Below are 17307 nucleotides of genomic sequence, written 5' to 3' on the forward strand. Positions count from 1 at the left end.
CGGCTTCCCGACCGGTCGTTCGCTTGTCGGCCGGTGCGCCGGGAGAAGCTGGCGTCGCCGCGGAATGTTGAACATGACGTTGCTGGCACAGGCGAACGGGGCGGCCTGGGTGTCGGCGGATTTCATCTCCTTCATGGTGTTATCCGGTAGCTGACCAGTGAACGAGCGGGCACGGTGGCAGTGAATTTCCCGTTGGTCACGCGGATCGGGGCCTGCGCCGTCGTGTTGCTGCGCTGGCTCGGCGTGACGCTCAGCTAGCCATGACCGTCGCCGCGAGTGCGATCCGATGATCCTTGGTCCAAGGAGGCCCGAGCGCTGCCCGCGAGCCGTGGAGCACTTCGTTGGCACGGTCGCCGAGAACATTGACCGCCTGGCCTTCCACATCCCTGGCGTTATAGAGATGGACCATCCAGCCGCGTGCGTGTGCGAGTTCGGCCAGCACCTTGCGGTACATGACGGAGTCGGCGCGGGACTCGTAGGGCACGCGGCGTTGGATGGCGATGTCGTCGGGGAAGTCCAGCGGCCATGACCGCAGCGACATCGACACGATCGGCTCGGGCAGTGCGGCGGTGAGCTGGTCCAGCGACGCTGACGCTGCCCGGACCGCCGACGCGCGCACCTTCGCGACCAGCGCCGCCGCGGCGGCATCGTCGAGAGGCTTGCCCTCACGGTGGATCGGCGCCGCCGGCATGCCGGGCTCAATCAGCTCGATCCGCCGACGGTCCACGACGCGGTGGTCAGCCGATGCCGTGACTGCCACTGCCCAACCGAAATGATGGGCGATGCCCAGCCGCATGCGGCCGACTCTACTGTCGCCTGCACCTTGGCTGACAGAGCTCTGTTCGATCCCCGGGGCGGAACGGTGAGGAACACGTCATGCTGATCGGCGGACCCGGTGAGCATCTCGATCCGGACCGGTCAGTCTCCGGCGGCCGGGCGATCGGCGCGATCGCGGGCCAGCACGTCGAGGTAGTGCGGGTTGTACGTCACGCCGAGCACGTTTCCGAAGGGGTCGAGTACCGACGCAGTGACGAACCCCGCCTCCCACACGGTTTTCGGCTCGTGCTCGGTGGCCCCCATGGCCGCGAGCCGCTCCAGTGCGGCGTCGATGTCGTCGACGTGCCAGTCCACGCCTACGCCTGGTCGGTCGGCGGAGGCGGCGGCATAGCGGCGGTCAAGGATGCCGAGCTCGTGCTCGTAGTCACCCACCCGGAACTCGACGTAGGCCGGGTTCTCGGCGTCCGGGCGCAGGAAGTACGGCTCGATGCCGAGTAGTTCGGCGTACCACCTGGCAGCGGCTGGGACGTCGTCGGCGACGTAGCCGACACTGGCGAGTCCGCGCAACATCGGAATTCCTTTCCTCGGGACACCGTGACGAACCCACCCTACGAACGATTGAGGTCACTTCCTGTCCTTCATGCCTCGCCCGTGGGCGTCAAATTGGCGAGTACTCGAAGCTACGCAGCAACATGGACGCCGTGACCACGGGTTGATCGTCAGCCGCACGGTCGCTCGGCCGGTGCGCCCAGTTGAGCCAGCAGGGTGTGCTCGTCGTCGGTGAAGTCACGGTTGCTGTGGCGGCACAGCGTGTCCCGCCACAGCGTCGGGTTCCATTCCACTGAGCGGTCTTCCTCCCGGCCGAACATGGTCAACCGGTTGTTCTGCAGTTCCATGGCGAACGTCTGGTCCGGTCCGGTGAAGCCGGCCAGGAGCTTGCCGCTTTCGTGGTCCCAGATCTGGGCTTCTCTGCGATCGGATGCGCCATGGACGGTGATCACGTGGCCGTTCGGGGTGAAGCCGAGCAGGCCGTCACCCTTTCCGACTGGGATCGGCCGGCTCCGCTTGCGCGCGTTGTCGACGTCCCAGAGTTGGATGTGGCCGTTGGGGGTGCGCACCGCGGCCACCGAGCCCTGGGGATCGAAGCGAACCGAGTCCAAGGCGCTGATCGCCTCGTCGAGCACGGCGGTGATCCGGTGCTCGTCGAGGTTCCACACTTCGACGGTGCCGTTGGGTTCGACAACGACCGCTTCGGCCGGATGGTGCGCACGCGGTTCCAACCTGGCCCCGTGGCCGGCGCGGCGAAGGGCGTCGCCGTCGGGTCGCACTTGCGTCGGCGTGCCGATCTGGGTGCGGTCGGTCAGGTTCCACCGGGTGATCATGCCCGCGTGCAGGACCGTGACCCGGTCGTTTTCCAGCATGCCGAGGGAGCTCGCCCATTGCTTTGCCTCGGCGTCATCCTCGCTGGGCGGTCCGCCGAGCCCTGGCGGCACGGGGAGTTCGATGCGGGCCTCGACGGCCAGGGCAGGCATTGAGTAGACCACCAGCGTGTCACCGTGCACGGCGAGCAGCCGGTTGCCGTCGGGGCTGAACGTGACCGGTTGGCTGAGGCGGCTGCAACACATCGGGCTGCCGGTCACAGTGGCGGCGACGGTGGCCTGGGTCCTGAGGTCGATCAGCTTGATCGCCCCGGACGGTTCGAAGTTGACGCCGAGGTTTCGTCGCGGGTCGATCAGCGGGCTGGTGGTGGTCTTGCGAACGCTGCCAGGGTCGAGCACCGCCGCGCGTTGGCGGTACAGCAGGTTCCCGTCCCCGACCAGTGCTACCGGAAGTCCGTCGGCGCCGGTGAACACGGCGATCCTGTCGATCGTCTCGGACAGGTTCGGAGTGGTCAGCCCATAGGTGGCACCGGTGCGCAGGTCGGCGACCGTGAGTCGGCGGTTGGAGTCGGTGTCCAGGGTGCTGGATGCGACGAGCGCGTAGTTCGTGCTGGTGTCCAGTGTGAAGGAACGGCATGTCGGCACCGGGATGCTGCGCAGAAGCGCCCCCGTGGCGAGGTCGAGGACCCGGAAGGTGCCCTGCTCCTTCAGGGCCTCGTAGCGGATGTCGCAGTGGACCACCACCGCGCCGTTGAGCGCGACGTGACCAGTCGGGGAAACCGGTTTGGGAACCGAACGCACCAACTGCCCGGTGGTGAGGTCGTAAACCCTCACGGCACCGTCGATCATGCCGAGCACCACCGTGTTCGGCGCGGCACCAAGGAACGCGCTCTGGGCGCCGCCGTCCGCACTACCTAGATTTCCGGCGGTGGGAACGGTTCTGCGATGCGCCAAGTCCCACAGCTCGAATTCCGGTTTCTGCCCGTCACGGCGGGTGCGCCGGATGAGCAATTGGGACTCATCCGAGGAGAACGCCAGCGACTTGACGACCCGGGTGGCTTCTGTGGTGTCACGCAGCATGACTGCCGGGGTGCGGTGCTCGAGGTCCCACAGGACGACCGTGCCGACACCATTGGCATAGCCGAGCAGTTTTCCCGACGGGCTGAGCTGGAACGTCCCGCCGGGCAACTGATGCGGCGCAGGTCCTCGCAGCCCTTGTCGCGGGTCGTCGCCGCTCAGCCCGGCCCATTCGGTCGGCAGGCCGCCGTCGTTGACCATGACGGCGGCCGAGCCGTCAGGACTGGTCATGATCCGGTCGAGGTTGTCCTGCCACAGGTTCTGGAATACCTTGTCGACCGGCTGCAGGCCGACGTACTGGGTGAACAGGGCACCGTAGGCCTCCGCGGTCGACGCTGTGTGCCATGCGGCCTGCGCGAGTTGCAGCGCCATGCGGGGATCGATGTCGCGGAACCGCATCGAGTCCTCAGCCAGTGCCCTGGAGTGCGCGAGCCGCAGTTGCTGCTGTGCCTCCTGGTTGGCCGCCGTGGCCCACACCGCGAGGCCGCTGGCCACCAATGCCAAGACCGAGATCACGGCGACCACCCCGCGCAGCACGCGCAGCCTGCGTCGCTCCCGGGTCCGGCTCGCCCGGATGTACTCCCGGTCGTCGCCGGACAGATCGACGTCATCCGCGAGCCAGCCCTCAGCCCTGGCCAACGCCGCCCCACGGAGCAATCCGCCCGGGTCCCGGTTGTCGGCCAGCCACCGGGTCATGTCCGCGCGCAACTGTTCGCGCCACGAAAGGAAATCCCGCTCCTCGGCCAGCCAGCGGCCCAGCCGGGGCCACCGGTCCAGCAGCGCCTGGTGCGCCAGCTCGGCGATCTCCGTGCCGTCGGCGCTCCTGCCGACCACGACCAGCCGGGCAGCGGACAGCGTGCCCAGCATCGGAAGCAGTTCAACGTCCACATCGGAGCGCCGAAGCGAGCGGCGGAGGAACCTGCCGTCCTCGTCGGGCCGGGCCATGCCCACCAGCAGCCTGCGTGCGGCGGCCTGCTCTGCGGTGGTCAGTCGCCGGTAGAGCCCTTCGGCGAACGCGGCCAGCGCCCCGGCCACGCCCTCCAGTTCGTCGTAGGCCTCATGGGTGAGCCTGCCCGCGTCGCGTTTGTCCCACAGCCGCGCCAATGCGAATTCCACCAGCGGCAGAGTGCCTGGTTCGGTGCCCGCGTCGTCGAGGATCCGCTCGACGAGCCCGGGCTCGAACACCACGCCGTCTCGGCTGATCGCCTCGGTCAGCTGCGCGCGGGTCATGGGTGGCACGAACACCACGCCATCCGCCACCGCATCGGCAGTCCGGTCGGTGATCAGGTCGTCCAACGCGCTGGGGCGCAGGGTCACGGCCACGGCCAATGCAGGAGACCCGTCCCGATGCCGCTGTGCCACCCCGGCCAGGTCCACCAGCAGCTCGAACAGCTCGCGAGCCTCGTGCGGACGCTCGGCACTGGTCTCCTCGAACTGGTCGACGAAGACGAGCAGGCCACCCGGTCCAGCCTTCGCAAGCAACCGGTCGGCCAGCCAAGGCAGGGTCTGTGTGTGCGATGTGGACAACCGAGCCGCCAGCGACTCCGCCTCGGTCAGCAAAGCCTGCTCGCCCAGCTCCGGTTCCAGCACCGGCAGCAGCGCTCGCGCCAGCGACGTCAGCAGGGGCTCACCGGACAGCATGCGCAACACGGCGACATCCATCCCACGCGGCCGTACCGCCGGGATCAGTCCGGCGCGCACCAGCGAGGATTTGCCGCTACCGGAGGGCCCGGTCACGACCACGACCGGTCGCCTGCCGACGAGATCCGCCAACCGCTCGGTGATCGACTCCCGGCCCCGGAACCATTTGGCGTGCTCCTCGTAGAACGGTTCCAATCCCCGGTACGGACACGTCTCGCCAACGTCGGGCCGGGTCGGCGGGGGTTGGGTGGTGTCGCCGCCGGTGGTGCCCTGGCGGCAGTACTGGATGACTTCGGTGGGTGTGGGCCGCTGGTTCGGGTCCTTGTCCAAACACGCCGTGGCGATGCCGCGCAGGGGTTCCGGGCAGCCATCGAGGTCGGGGTCCAGTTCGAGGATGCGGTAGGTGACAGCGTGGTCGTTGCCGCCGCCGAAGGCCAGCTGTCCGGTGACGGCGAAGTTGGCGAGTACGCCAAGGGCGAAGACGTCCGCGGCAGGGGTCAGGGTGTGGCCGAGGATGTGTTCGGGTGCCATGTACGCGGGTGTGCCCGGCCGGGCGTCGGTGCCGGTGATCGAGGTGAGGTCGGCGGCGCGGGCGATGCCGAAGTCGATGACTTTCGGGCCGTCGGGGGTGAGGATGACGTTGGAGGGCTTGAGGTCGCGGTGGACCACCTCGGCGCTGTGGATGGCCTGCAGCGCCTCGGCTATCTGCGCGATCAGTCCCAGTGCGGCGTCAACGGGTAAGGGCCCGTGTTCGGTGACCGCGTACTGCAGTGAGGGGCCGGGGACGTACGCGGTGGCCAGCCACGGCTCCGCTGCCTCGACGTCGGCGTCGACCACCGGCGCGGTGTAGAGCCCCTGGACACGTCTGGCCGAGGCCACCTCGTGCTCGAAGCGCCTGCGAAAGGACGGATCGGCGGCATATTCCTGATGCACCACCTTGATCGCCACCGCGCTACCGGCCGGTGTGTGTCCTAAGTAGACCCGTCCCATCCCGCCCGCACCGAGCACCGCCGCCAGGCGATAAGGCCCCACCGCGGCCGGATCGGCCGGTCCGAGCGGGTGATGTGGCGGTGGCGCGGTCGGCCAGCCTGCCTGGTGGCCCACGGACATCCTGGTTGCCTCCCCATTGGATCAACCGACACCACGTTCGGTCCGGCCGAGCAGGCACAGCGTAGATAACCCCAGGGCATCACCGGTTACCGAGGTTGACCGGCGAAAGGCCACACCGGTGATCGGTGTGGCCTTTCGCGTCCGCGCGATGCTAGGAGTTTGGTCGCGATGGGGCGGCGCCGGGCCGGGTCTTGAGGTGACCCGGCATCTTGGTGTTCGTGGGTACCCGGATGTAACCGTTGATCGTCGGGTCGTCGCGCCGATACTGGCCACTGGCGACCTGGTTACCGGAATTGCCCTCGATTGTCTTGATGGTGCCGTCGAGGTTCACCTCGGTCACGATTCCGGTGTGATCGGACTCGTTGTTGCCGTTCGGCCAGTCGAACGTGACGATATCGCCTGGCTGGATTCCGGCGGTTCCGTCGCGCCACATTCCGTGCTTCTGCGCCCACTTTTCACCGGCCGGCACGTATTGGAATCCGGTGTCGTGCTTGTCCCACATGTCCTGCTGCATGTCCGGTAGCGGGATCCCAGCCTGGGCGTACACCCAGGAGACAAACCTGGCGCACCAGTCGACAGTGGGGTCCTGCGACCCGTACCACCGGCCGTACTTGGTGCTTCCGTCCGGACCGTAGTTGGTACTCGGATTGCCCTCCTGCCAGGCGCGGAGTTCCTCCCTGGCCTTGTCGACGACCTTGTCGTTGTCCAGTGCCCGAATTCCGGCTCGAGGCTTGGGCTTCGCGGGTTTCGGCGCCGGCTGGACGACCAGGCAGCCTCCCGCGTCGCACCGGGTTTCCCGCTGCTGTACGGGCGGAGCAGCCTGGTTCGGCGGCTTCGGGCGTTGCCCGGTCAGCGACTTGAGCACGTTGCTCGCGCCGATGACGACTCCCGCCGGCGCCGGTTGTGGGCCGGTGCCGGGTGTGGACACCGGTGCGGTCTGACGGCTGATGCTCTTGCTGTCTTTGCTCTTGCTGTCCCTCTTGTCCCTGTTCTTGTTGTCGTTGTCCTTCGCACGGTCCTGCGACGACTGCCCAGCGGGCGTGCGCTTCTGCGGCGTTGCCTTGTGCGCGCCGCGGTCCACCGGCTTGTCCTTACGCTGCTTCGGCTTGGGTTTGGGTGCCGGTGCCGGCTTGCTCGGTGCTCCGCCGCCAGGGGTCGTCTTCTGCTTGGCCCTGGCATCGGTCTGCTTTTTCTTGGCCGAAACGCTCGACTGAGACGAGCCCTTTTGCGTCGACGCGGCAAGGGCTACGCCCGCCGGGGCCAGAAACGAAATACCAACAGCCAGCGCGGACGCGGAGAGCGCCGCCCGGATATATCGATTTTTAAGCCACCCATTCATGTGGTCGGCTCCTTACCGAATGTCGTGGAACCAAAGTGTCGTGCTTGCCACTGACAAGCCGTTGATTCGCAACGTACAGACGCGATTTTGGGACCTGTCCCAAAAAGGACGTCAGCAGGAATGCGCGAGCAGCGCTTCGCGTAGCTCGTCGGCGGTGTGGAAGGCGCTTCCCGGGTTTTCGCGCAGTGCCTCGTCGATCACCTCGGCGACGGCCACCGGGATGGCCGGATCCCGCTGCCGGATCGGCACCGGCTCGGCCTGCAGGACAAGCCGCCAAGGATCCTTGCCACGCGGGAAATCCCGCGGGTACGCGCCGGTCAGCGCATGGTAGAGGCACGCGGCGAGTGCCCAGACGTCCACCGCGGGCGAGACGTTCCGGAAGTTGACCACTTGCTGACGGGGGACGTAGAAGGGCTTGCCCGCCGTCGCGCCGGTCCGGGTCAGGCCGCTGAGCCCGGCGTGGTCGAAAGCCTTGGCGAGGCCGAAATCGCCGACCTTGGCCACCAGCGAGCCGTCGGTCTTGCCCAGCAGAATGTTGTGGGGAGTCAGATCGCGGTGCACCACGCCCTCGCCGTGCGCGAATGCAACACCCGCCAGGGCCTGGCAGGCCAGCCGCACAGCCTCGGCGACGTCGAGCGGGCCACCCCTGCGCGCCAGGAGTTGGTCCAGGCTGCCGCCGGCGCAGTACTCGGTGGTGAAGTAGAACGTGCCGTCCGCGAAGCCGACGTCGTGCAGCGCGGCGATGTTGGGATGCCGCAGCGCCCGGCTGAGCTCCACCTCACGCAAGAACCGCGCGCGGGCGACCGGGCTTGCCGCGACCCTGGGCAGCATCACCTTCAACGCCACTTCCTGGCCGGTGTGTTCGTCGCGGGCGAGGTACACCGCACCCATCCCGCCGCGGCCGAGTTCGCGTAGCAGTGTGTACCCGGCGACGGGCGTGAGCTCGTGGTGTCCACTGTGCGCGAGTTCCACCAGACGCCTTGCCGCAGCACCCGGCTCGGCCTGGCAGTCGGCGCAGACGTACACGCCGGACCGGTCGCCGGGTTCACCGCGCACCTCCCCGTCGCATTTCGCGCACCGGGACAGTGACAGGGTGCGGTAACCGGCGGGAAGACGGATGTCCACCCGGAAAACCGTCTGGCCGAGCCGGATCTCGTCGCCGTCGGTCAGGTCGTGTTCCGGAAAGGACACCGTCGCGCCTTCCTCCGGTGTCTGGCGCGCCTCCCGCTGGCCGATTTTCTCCCCGTTGACGAACGTGCCGTTGAGGCTGCCGAGATCACGGACGCGCACATCGGGCGGGTTGATGTCCAGCAGACAGTGGTGCCGGGAAACGGTGCGATGGGATTCGTCGCTGGGCAGCCGAGGAACACAGTCGTCGGCGCGGCCGAGAATGCAGGTCGTCCGCTCGTCGAACACGTACTCGGTGCGGTCGAGCTGTCCCTTGATGAGCCGTAACGTGACGGTGGCCGTCATCGGTTCTAATCCGGGTCCTCGCCGAGCAGGTGCAGATCCGACGGCATCAGCGTCGTGCTGCGCAGTAACGCCTGAATCAGGTTGTGGTTCAACGTGTTGCCCACCGGTTCGCCGACGCCGTCCTCACGCCGGATGCCGGGAATCGCATCGGGCCCCTCGGCCAGCCGCTCGCGCACCGCGCCGACAGTGTGCGCCGCGATTTTCGGAGTCCAATGCCTGCCGTCCGGCAACCGGTTGAGGTCGTCGGCCACCTGGTTCCACGACACCGGTTGCGGATAGCGCTCCTGACGCAGGTACCGCTGGGCGAGGGCGGTCAACACCAGCCGCTCCACCAGACTCAGGTCGTAGACGTCCGGTGCTTTCGTCCGGCTGTGGTGCTCGACGTCGGCGCCGGCGGTGCGGGAACCCACCACGTGCACCTCCAGCAGATGTGACCGGCGCTTCGACGAACCGATGAACATCGGGGTGTAGCCGGGTTCGATCAGCAGTTCGTTGCCGGACAACAGCATCGCCCCGTCCGGCAACTGGATCGGCAACTTGCCCTTGTTGCGGATCCACCACTCCCGGCCGTCACACACCAGCACACCGTGCAGCCGGCTGACATACGGATCGTTGATACCGATCGGCACGTGAACGTCTTCCTTGCCGCGACCGAAATGGAGCGTGAACTTCCGCGGCGGAACAGCGAACCCGCCGTCGACGGCCAGCGCGAAGATCGTGCCCGGCGGCGCAGGCGGAACCCCGCTCGCCAGACTCCGGGTGGAACCCGGCAGGATCTGCGGCTTGAACTCCTGGCTCGCCACTCCACACTCCCTTGCACTCACCGGACGACCGCACAGTAGCGGGAGCGTTTTGGGACTGGTCTCAATCGCCGGTCCGGCCAGCTGTGGACTGCGGCTACCCCAGGCAGGAACCGCCCGGAATATCTTGACCGATTCCGGCTAACCAACACCCATGAACAAAACGAGGAAGTACGAAACCCTGAAGTACCTCGACAACCGACTACCCTTCACCTGGAGGGGAGCCATCGCGGTGTTCGGGGCTGCCAGCTTGCTGTTCGTCGGTATCAGTTCCCTGGTGTCGGGCGACATGCACTCCGGGTGGTGGCTGCTGCTCTTCGGAGTGCTCGCCACGGCCAGCGCGATTTGGCTCTTCCGCAGCGCACGGGAACTTCGCCGCATGGAGAAAGGCAACCGGAGTTGACGACCCTGTCTCCAGTTGCTATCCCCTTCCGCGGCCAGAGCATCGAGCGGATCAACCGAACTCGAACGGGCCGATGTCGATGGCCGCGCCTTGGACGCGCGCCGCGCCGTCGACGTCCTTGGTGAAGTTCGGGCTATGGGGAGTGGAGCCGTTGTCGATGACGTCGACTTTTTGTGCTCGGGCCCGGAATTCGGTGAAGTCGGCAGGGTTGATCGCAGGCACCGGAGCGTGGGGGTTGCCCTCGAACTCCTTCCAGTCGGTCGCCACCGAGGGATCGGTCAGCTCCAGGTTGCCGGTGTCGTCGATCAACGCGTCCTTGCTGCCGCTGGCGTAGACGGAACCTCCCGCGGTGACGAGGATGTTGTTGCGCATCTTGATTTTCGTGGTCTTCAAACCGCCGACGGTGCTGTGGAAGGTGAGCACGTGGCCGTCGACGCCGCCGCACAGGATGTTGTTCTCGATAGTGACACCGGTGATGCTGCCGAGTTCGATGTTCTGACTGCCGAAGGATTCGCAGACGTTGCCGCGGTAGGTGTAGTCACGGATGTCGGAGGTCGGCCGATGCCCGTTCTGCATGATCAGGCACTGTCCGGAGACTCGGATGCAGTAGTTGTTCTCCACCGTGACGTTGTACGACACCGTGGTCCGGCTGCTGTGCTGGTAGTTCTGAATGCAGTCGGCGTGCGGTTCACCCTCGCCCTTGTTGACGTTCAGATCGTGGATGTAGTTGTTGCGGATGGTGTGCCCGACGCCCCAGACACGCATGCCGTCGACGTCGTCGTTTCCGTCGTCGGACCACATGTCGTAGATGTTGTTCCGCTCGACCGTGATGTTCGAGCCACCCCAGAGGTAGACGCCGAAGTTGTTGGTCTGTGTCACCGTGTTGCGATAGATCAGAACGTTGCTGGCGCAGGTGTCGTAATCGCACGCGATGGCGTAATGGATGTGCTTGCCCTTCACCATGTTGTTGACGATCCGATGCCCGGTACCGGAGAACTTGATCCCCGTCGACGGGTCGTCTAGTTCGTCGCCGACCACCGTGAAGCCGTCGATGGTCGCGTTGCTGCCGCTGATCACGATGTTCTTCAGCTTGACCACGCCGTTGGCGCGCACTGTGATCGCCTTGCCGACGGTCAACGTCGAGCCGGAGTAGTCGCCTGGCTTGACGCAGATGACGTCCCCGGCGGAGGCGCGGTCGACGGCCTTCTGTGGGTTGGCATTGGTGCTTACCGTGCAGTCCTCGGTCGTGGGGTTGCCCGTGCCGTCAGTGCCGTACGGGAGGTCATCGGCTGGCGCAGAGCCTGCCGTGGCCAACGGGCCTGACACCACCATCGTCCCGAGCATCGCGGCCGTGCCAAGCAAGGCCGTCACGATTCTTTTCACCGTTGATGCTTCCTCTCCATCAGCAAGTTGCTCCCGATGCGAACGACTCGACTGGGCAAGGTAGGAAGCCGCGAAGGGGACCGGTCCCGAGCGATCTCCGATCGGCGACGACCACGATCTGCCTGCGGGTACAGGAATCCGGGGACCGGTCCCCACCCGCAACGCCACAGTGCTGGACATGCATCTACAGCGAGTTTGTTCCGCGGTTCTGGCCGTGGTGCTGGCGGCGGGACTGGCGGGAGTCTCCGACGCGGTGGCAGTGGCGGCGGATCCACCGCTCAAGGTCACGGCGGTGTCCGCCAGCGGCGATGACGGCAACATCGCAGCCAACACCCTCGACAACAACCTCAACACCCGCTGGTCGGCCGAAGGCGACGGCGTCTGGATCCAATACGACCTCGGCACACCGCAAACCATTGGCTCGGTTTCCATCGCCTGGCACAAAGGAGACACCAGACGCGACACCTTCGACGTACAGCTGTCCACCGACGCGTCGTCGTGGACCCCTGTACTGACAAGGAAAACCAGCAGCGGCACAACACTTCAGCCGCAGAACTTCGACTTCCCCGACAACTCCGGCCGATACCTCCGCATCGTCGGCCACGGCAACACCGCCAACAACTGGACCAGCATCACCGAGACAACCGTCTACGGCGCCTCCTCGCAGCCGCCGGGCGATCAGACCCAGGCCGCCGTGCGGTACGGGTGGGGCACGCCGATGCCGATCTCCGACGAGTTCGACTACACCGGCCCAGTGGACCCAGCGAAGTGGGACGTGCCCAAAGGCAACGAGGGCGGCACGGCAGGGTGCTGGAAAGGACACAGCGAAAACGGCCGCCGGTGTGCGAAGAACAGCACGGTCGCGAACGGCATCATGACGATGCGCGGGGAGGCCAACGGCGACACCGGCTGGCTGGAGCAGCGCCTGGAACGCCGGTACGGCCGGTGGGAGATCCGGTCCCGCTCGCGCAACGTCGGCGCCTCCGGTGGCCTGTACCACCCGCTGCACCTGATCTGGCCGACGTCCGGCAAGCGGCTGGTGGACGGTGAGTACGACTGGGTGGAGTACTCGAATCCCGACGCGCAGTGCCTGCAGGCTTTCCTGCACTACCCGAAGAGCCCGTCGGACAAGAAGGAGCGGCGTGAGCTCTGTCCGGTCGACATGACCCAGTGGCACAACTTCGCGTTCGAGTGGACATCGGCCGGTCTGGTCGGCTACGTCGACGGCGTGGAGTGGTTCCGGCTGTCCGGCGGCGCCAACGCCGACCGGGGAAACATCCAGGACATGCCCTCGGGCCATCTGAACATCCAGCTCGACAACTTCACCGGCAGCAGCGGCCTGCGCCCCGCGGTCTACGAAGTCGACTGGGTGCGCGTCTACTCCTGAGCTCCTTCGGGGAACGATCAATGAGATGGTGTCGAGCAGGTGCCCGGTGTCGCCGGTGCGCAGCCGGGCACCCTGTGGTCCTTTGACGTGCGGGTTGATCCAGACTGGGCGCTGCTCGCCGTGGGAAAAGGAAGATCCTGATGGCCAGCCAGTGGGTTCGCGTCGAAGCTTCACGCACGTCCGTCACAAGGGACCGGAGGGATTGCCGATGAGATTGGCAGGTGGCTTGGCGCTCGCTTTCGCGGCGGCTTCTGCACTCGCTGGCTCAAATTTGGCGATCGCCGCCGGAATCGCTGTTGCCATTGCGCTTCTGGTAATCCTGATCCCTGAGTCGCCGTACGAATATCCCGGCTACGAAGTCACCCGAGTGGTCATATCGCAAGTGGTTGTCAATCTTCCATTGATTGCTGTATATGCCAGTACTTTCGGCGCCTACGTTGTTCCAGAGTACCCGGAGATTGCCAGCGCCAGCCTCGTGTTACTGGTGGCTGTCCTAACTTCTAACTGGCATATGGATCGCATCCACCCTTTAAGAACGATCGTGCTGACGGCTCTCGCAGTCGGTGCGGCCTTGCTGGTGACAGCGAGTTTCAGTGAGTCATCAGAAGACGTTCGGCAAGGCCAGCCGCAGCCGTGGTGGGGAGTTGCACTGGCTGCGGTCGCGCTGGTCCCCATGCTGGTGCCCACCCCTGGCTCGTCCAGGCGGTCCCGGCTTGGCAGATTTGCGCTGGCCTCGCTGATCGCGGCGGCTGTCTGTGGTGGGGCGGTCTACCAATTGGGTACCGATCTGGCGCCCACCTTTCTCAAGGATTTGTTCGTCGCGGCGGAACTGGGCCCGCTCGGCGTCGCCCTAGTGGTACTCATTGGCGCTGCCACCGTCACCGCGGTCATCGACACGTGGTCCGATGCCGAGATCGAACTCTCCGTCCTTGGTGGCGGCTGGTGGCCTGAGTGGGTCGGCCTGCTGGCAACAGCCGCCATGGCCGCCTTTGTGCCGCCGGTCCTGTTGATGATCCTGGCGGGCGCCGGGGTATTGATTAACGCGGCAATCTGGTGGCACATCGGATACGTCTACATTAAATATTCTTCGTAATTCCCGGGATCGCGCCTGTCTTTCCCCGGCGGACCAGAACCCATGCGCGCTCTTCCCGGCGACGCGCCGTCGTCGCCAGCCAACGAGGTGGCCTGGAAGGCCAAGATGAGGGGTATGACCAGGATCGAGATTCGCCCCGCCCGTCCTGACGAATTCGAAGCCATCGCCGGGCTGCGGTGGCGCTGGGTGACCGAACGAGACGGCTTGCCGGGAGCGGGCCGCGAGGAGTACGTGCGGAAGTTCGCCGTGTGGGCACGGGAGCATGCGGCCACACACCGGTGCCTGGTCGTGGCGCGCGGGAACCAGGTGATCGGGATGGCGTTTCTCGCAATCACCGCACGCGTGCCGAGTCCTCGGGTATTCACCCGGGATTCCGGTGACGTCCAGTGCGTGTATGTGGTGCCAGAGGCCCGCAACGGCGGGCTCGGCGGCCTGCTGATCGACGCGACCCTGCGTGTGGCAACGGAATTGGGGTTGGAGCGGGTCACCGTGCATTCGTCAAAACGCGCTGTGCCGGCCTACGAGCGACACGGGTTCGCGGCGTCACCACATCTTCTGCAGATCGAGCTGCGCCAGCCGGGCGGGCCGAATCAGCAGCATGTCGAGGTGTGATTCCTCGAATCCGCCAGATTGGTCCGGACATTTGGCGGTCACACACTGACCTGTCCGGCCTGCGGCCACCGGCAAACAGGGCGGCGCAGCTTCCTCGGCCACGGAGGCTTGTCGCGATGCCGGAGCGCCCATCTGGCATTCACTAGCCGACGGGGGCACATGAGACCATCGGTCATGTGCGCGCACTGAAACGCATCCTGCTAGCGCTGGCGTCGTGGGTCGTAGTGACGGGATGTGGGCCGGATGTCCCAGCGGTATCCCAGGCAGACACGTTGCGCGCCTACCAGCCTCAGTTCGAGGAGGTCCGGCGCAAACTGCTCCAGGTCAAGTCCCTGCTGCCGGCGGCGAGGGTCGGCTCGGCGTCCTGTGCCGTGCCTGCCCCGTTGAACCCCAAGTTCATGTACACGACCGAATACGACGTTCGGACCGGGCAGAGCACGAACAACGTCGAGATCATCTCGGAACGGGCTCTCACAGACCCGGACACCCAGGTCAAGTACATGGACGCCTTCGAGTATGACCCGACCCAACTGATCGAGGCATTGCGCTGGACCGGACCACACGGCCCACTCGGCGACAATCAGATCGAGCTCCTCCCACCTGCGGCGACGTGGAACGAGGATGACGACCGCAAGCTGCGGACCAAACTGGACATCGGACTCGACACCCGATACGCGCTTGTCCTGCGCACGATCGAGTACACCCCGCCGCAACGCATCGACGAACCCACCAGAAAAGAGTTCTACAGCCGTATCGAGGCGGACGCCTTCGTTGTGGATCTGCACCAGGTGGCTTTGTTGTGCTCGTTCACTGCCGACGCGGAGTACTCCGATTTCGCCGTGCTCTACAACAACCGCACAAGCTGGTCCGCCACGATGTACGAGAACATGGCAGGCAGTCTGGGATACCGGATCGTCAAGCATCTGGAACAGCTGACCGGTGGCACCGTCGGCAAGCCGAAATGAAACCGCTTGTGCCAGAACGACTTCTCGGAGGAGAGCAGCGGCACGCGCATGGCCCCTGATCCGCGCAGCGTTGATCACGTGGCCGGCTACTCGGATGGGTCGGTTGTTTCCGAATCCAGGACCGGTCCCGGTGGTGCCGTAGATGCTGTGAAGCGTGACGCAGCAGGGGAGACGGCGGCGGGCGGTGGGCGCTGTGGTGCGCGGTCCGGCCCGGCGCGGGACGTTCGTGGTTCGGTGGCGGCTGCGGATCGGTGGCTTGCTCAGCGGCGTGTTGTTGATCGCCAGCCTGGGCTGGCTGGTGTTCCTGGTGCCCACCACCCCGTGGTGGATTACCCCGATGTTCCGGTCCGTGGACGGTCTCGGCTCACTGCTGATCTCGCTGTTCACCCTGGTCTTATGGCTGGGCCTGCCCGGGACCGTCGCGGTGCTGGCCTGGATCCGTCCCGGCAACGCCGCGTTGCGCCGGCGGGTGCTGGCGATGGACACCGAGGGCGTGTGGATCTACGAGTCGGCGACCTGGTGGTCCACTCCGCGCCTCGTGCCGTGGCGAGACGCCAGTCCAGTTCGTGTGTACACCCTCGACCACACCGACGTAGAACCCGCCGACACCGGACCAGCACTGGTGCCGTGGGACTTCCTGGCGTTCGGCGATCCACCGCAGGCCACCATCCACCTGCTGTGGTTGACCGCGTCCGTCGAGGACATCGTCACGCAGGCCCGGCGACGTCGACCGGATCTCACCGTCCTCGACCAGCGCACCCCTCCGGTATCAGGTCCCGGCGGTTGGGTACTACGCCGGCGTCGCCGACCACGCTCCGGTGCCAGCAGACGATGCTCAAGGCGAGGACGCGTCTGTCCTGAGTAGACTGTCAGTGCGGAGCGGGTTTTCTCGCTACCGCACCGACTACGAGCCGCTGCACCGCGGCGACAGGCTTGAGCGTGGGGCCGTCGGGCCACCAGTCCATCACCGGCACCAGTCCGGGTTGCACCAGCTCCAAGCCGTCGAGGAAAGACAGGATTTCCTCGTGCGTCCGGCACTCTCCTGAGCCTACGGACTGGCGCAGATTCATCTCCAGCTGACGTGCCAGGTCGCGGTGCTCACTTCCCTCGCCCGGGTCGAGGAAATGACTCAGTGCGACGTAGGAATCCGGCGGCAACGCGTCGATGTACGCGGCCATGATCTCGGCCGGCCCCTCCTCGTCGAGCACGTGGTGGATCGTCGCGCACTGCATCAGCGCGACCGGCCGGGTGAAGTCGATGTACTTGCGCACTACCGGATTCGCCAGCACGTCGGCTGGCCGGCGCAAATCCGCGAAGACGAAATGGGTCTGTGGGTTCTCCTCCAGCAGCGCTCGCCCGTGCGCGGCGACGACCGGGTCGTTGTCCACGTAGACGACCGTGACGTCCGAGGAAAGCCGTTGGGCGGCTTGGTGGACGTTCTCCGCCGTGGGCAACCCGGAACCGCAGTCCAGGAACTGATCGATCCCGGCCTGGCCAACCAGGAACCGGACCACGCGGATCAACCAGCTGCGCAGGTCCCTCGCCGCGACCGGCGCGTCCGGATCGATCTCGATCGCGCGGCGGCACACCTCGCGATCGACCTCGAAGTTGTCCTTGCCGCCCAGGAACGCGTCGTAGACGCGGGCGATGCTCGGTCTGGTCGGATCGACCTCGCCAGCCAGGTCGAGCTCGTTGACTCCCGCCATCCCGGACACACCTGCCGTTTCGTAGCCCGATTTGATCCGGACCACCTTACTGCCTACCTACCACACCGGGTCACGCACTTGGCTGCGCGACATTGAGCCGTGCACCGGAGACGAGCGTCAGCGGTAATCGACTTGCGCCTCAACCTGCTTGAGGCATCACAG

At 66.2% G+C, this 17307-nt stretch carries 14 protein-coding genes; 6 read left to right on the forward strand and 8 right to left on the reverse strand.

What is annotated here, in order from left to right:
• Positions 1-250: 250 nt before the first annotated feature.
• The 6 genes from B9C43_RS37440 to B9C43_RS37465 form a co-directional block, all read right to left on the reverse strand.
• On the reverse strand, positions 251-796 hold the full coding sequence (locus tag B9C43_RS37440; RefSeq protein ID WP_084431609.1) for a hypothetical protein: 546 nt from the start codon (positions 794-796) through the stop codon (positions 251-253).
• A 122-nt stretch (positions 797-918) separates the two neighbouring features.
• Complete coding sequence (locus tag B9C43_RS37445) at positions 919-1347, reverse strand: VOC family protein (RefSeq protein WP_084431611.1); 429 nt, start codon at positions 1345-1347, stop codon at positions 919-921.
• Positions 1348-1496: 149 nt separating this feature from the next.
• Positions 1497-5984 carry an nSTAND1 domain-containing NTPase gene (locus B9C43_RS37450; protein WP_084431613.1) on the reverse strand — a complete coding sequence of 1496 codons (4488 nt, stop codon included), beginning with the start codon at positions 5982-5984 and terminating at the stop codon, positions 1497-1499.
• 151 nt (positions 5985-6135) lie between these two features.
• A complete protein-coding gene (locus tag B9C43_RS37455; RefSeq protein ID WP_084431615.1) occupies positions 6136-7323 on the reverse strand; it encodes a CHAP domain-containing protein in 1188 nt (395 codons plus the stop codon).
• Positions 7324-7434: 111 nt separating this feature from the next.
• On the reverse strand, positions 7435-8796 hold the full coding sequence (locus tag B9C43_RS37460) for a protein kinase domain-containing protein (RefSeq protein WP_084431617.1): 1362 nt from the start codon (positions 8794-8796) through the stop codon (positions 7435-7437).
• Between the two features lie 5 nt (positions 8797-8801).
• A complete protein-coding gene (locus B9C43_RS37465) occupies positions 8802-9599 on the reverse strand; it encodes an FHA domain-containing protein (protein ID WP_084431619.1) in 798 nt (265 codons plus the stop codon).
• A 151-nt stretch (positions 9600-9750) separates the two neighbouring features.
• On the opposite strand from B9C43_RS37465, the gene B9C43_RS37470 reads away from it, so the two are divergent.
• Positions 9751-9999 carry a hypothetical protein gene (locus B9C43_RS37470; RefSeq protein WP_033392982.1) on the forward strand — a complete coding sequence of 83 codons (249 nt, stop codon included), beginning with the start codon at positions 9751-9753 and terminating at the stop codon, positions 9997-9999.
• A 51-nt stretch (positions 10000-10050) separates the two neighbouring features.
• Here the strand turns inward: B9C43_RS37470 and B9C43_RS37475 are convergent, their stop codons facing one another.
• On the reverse strand, positions 10051-11382 hold the full coding sequence (locus B9C43_RS37475; RefSeq protein WP_235039075.1) for a right-handed parallel beta-helix repeat-containing protein: 1332 nt from the start codon (positions 11380-11382) through the stop codon (positions 10051-10053).
• A 178-nt stretch (positions 11383-11560) separates the two neighbouring features.
• On the opposite strand from B9C43_RS37475, the gene B9C43_RS37480 reads away from it, so the two are divergent.
• The 5 genes from B9C43_RS37480 to B9C43_RS37500 all read left to right on the forward strand — a co-directional run bounded on the left by B9C43_RS37480 (position 11561) and on the right by B9C43_RS37500 (position 16304).
• Positions 11561-12769 (forward strand): discoidin domain-containing protein, encoded by a 1209-nt coding sequence (locus B9C43_RS37480; RefSeq protein ID WP_084431943.1) that lies wholly within the window; start codon positions 11561-11563, stop codon positions 12767-12769.
• A 208-nt stretch (positions 12770-12977) separates the two neighbouring features.
• Positions 12978-13862, forward strand: coding sequence for a hypothetical protein (locus tag B9C43_RS37485; RefSeq protein ID WP_084431620.1), 885 nt, complete (start codon positions 12978-12980; stop codon positions 13860-13862).
• Between the two features lie 114 nt (positions 13863-13976).
• The gene (locus B9C43_RS37490; protein WP_084431946.1) at positions 13977-14474 is read left to right on the forward strand and encodes a GNAT family N-acetyltransferase; all 498 of its coding nucleotides are present in this window, start codon (positions 13977-13979) and stop codon (positions 14472-14474) included.
• Positions 14475-14650: 176 nt separating this feature from the next.
• Entirely contained in the window at positions 14651-15439 is a 789-nt protein-coding gene (locus B9C43_RS37495) for a hypothetical protein (protein WP_084431621.1), read from the forward strand.
• A gap of 154 nt (positions 15440-15593) precedes the next feature.
• Positions 15594-16304: a hypothetical protein gene (locus B9C43_RS37500; RefSeq protein WP_143446874.1), complete on the forward strand. Its 711-nt coding sequence runs from the start codon at positions 15594-15596 to the stop codon at positions 16302-16304.
• A 4-nt stretch (positions 16305-16308) separates the two neighbouring features.
• Here the strand turns inward: B9C43_RS37500 and B9C43_RS37505 are convergent, their stop codons facing one another.
• Positions 16309-17190 carry an SAM-dependent methyltransferase gene (locus B9C43_RS37505; RefSeq protein WP_327224196.1) on the reverse strand — a complete coding sequence of 294 codons (882 nt, stop codon included), beginning with the start codon at positions 17188-17190 and terminating at the stop codon, positions 16309-16311.
• Between the last annotated feature and the right edge of the window lie 117 nt (positions 17191-17307).

It is taken from the genome of Kibdelosporangium aridum (assembly GCF_900176515.1).
GTDB lineage: Bacteria > Actinomycetota > Actinomycetes > Mycobacteriales > Pseudonocardiaceae > Kibdelosporangium > Kibdelosporangium aridum.

Coding starts and splice junctions, on each gene's coding strand:
- B9C43_RS37460 (WP_084431617.1), bottom strand. CDS start 8,796: ATGACGGCCACCGTCACGTTACGGCTCATCAAGGGACAGCTCGACCGC.
- B9C43_RS37445 (WP_084431611.1), bottom strand. CDS start 1,347: ATGTTGCGCGGACTCGCCAGTGTCGGCTACGTCGCCGACGACGTCCCA.
- B9C43_RS37440 (WP_084431609.1), bottom strand. CDS start 796: ATGCGGCTGGGCATCGCCCATCATTTCGGTTGGGCAGTGGCAGTCACG.
- B9C43_RS37450 (WP_084431613.1), bottom strand. CDS start 5,984: ATGTCCGTGGGCCACCAGGCAGGCTGGCCGACCGCGCCACCGCCACAT.
- B9C43_RS37490 (WP_084431946.1), top strand. CDS start 13,977: ATGACCAGGATCGAGATTCGCCCCGCCCGTCCTGACGAATTCGAAGCC.
- B9C43_RS37485 (WP_084431620.1), top strand. CDS start 12,978: ATGAGATTGGCAGGTGGCTTGGCGCTCGCTTTCGCGGCGGCTTCTGCA.
- B9C43_RS37455 (WP_084431615.1), bottom strand. CDS start 7,323: ATGAATGGGTGGCTTAAAAATCGATATATCCGGGCGGCGCTCTCCGCG.
- B9C43_RS37480 (WP_084431943.1), top strand. CDS start 11,561: ATGCATCTACAGCGAGTTTGTTCCGCGGTTCTGGCCGTGGTGCTGGCG.
- B9C43_RS37470 (WP_033392982.1), top strand. CDS start 9,751: ATGAACAAAACGAGGAAGTACGAAACCCTGAAGTACCTCGACAACCGA.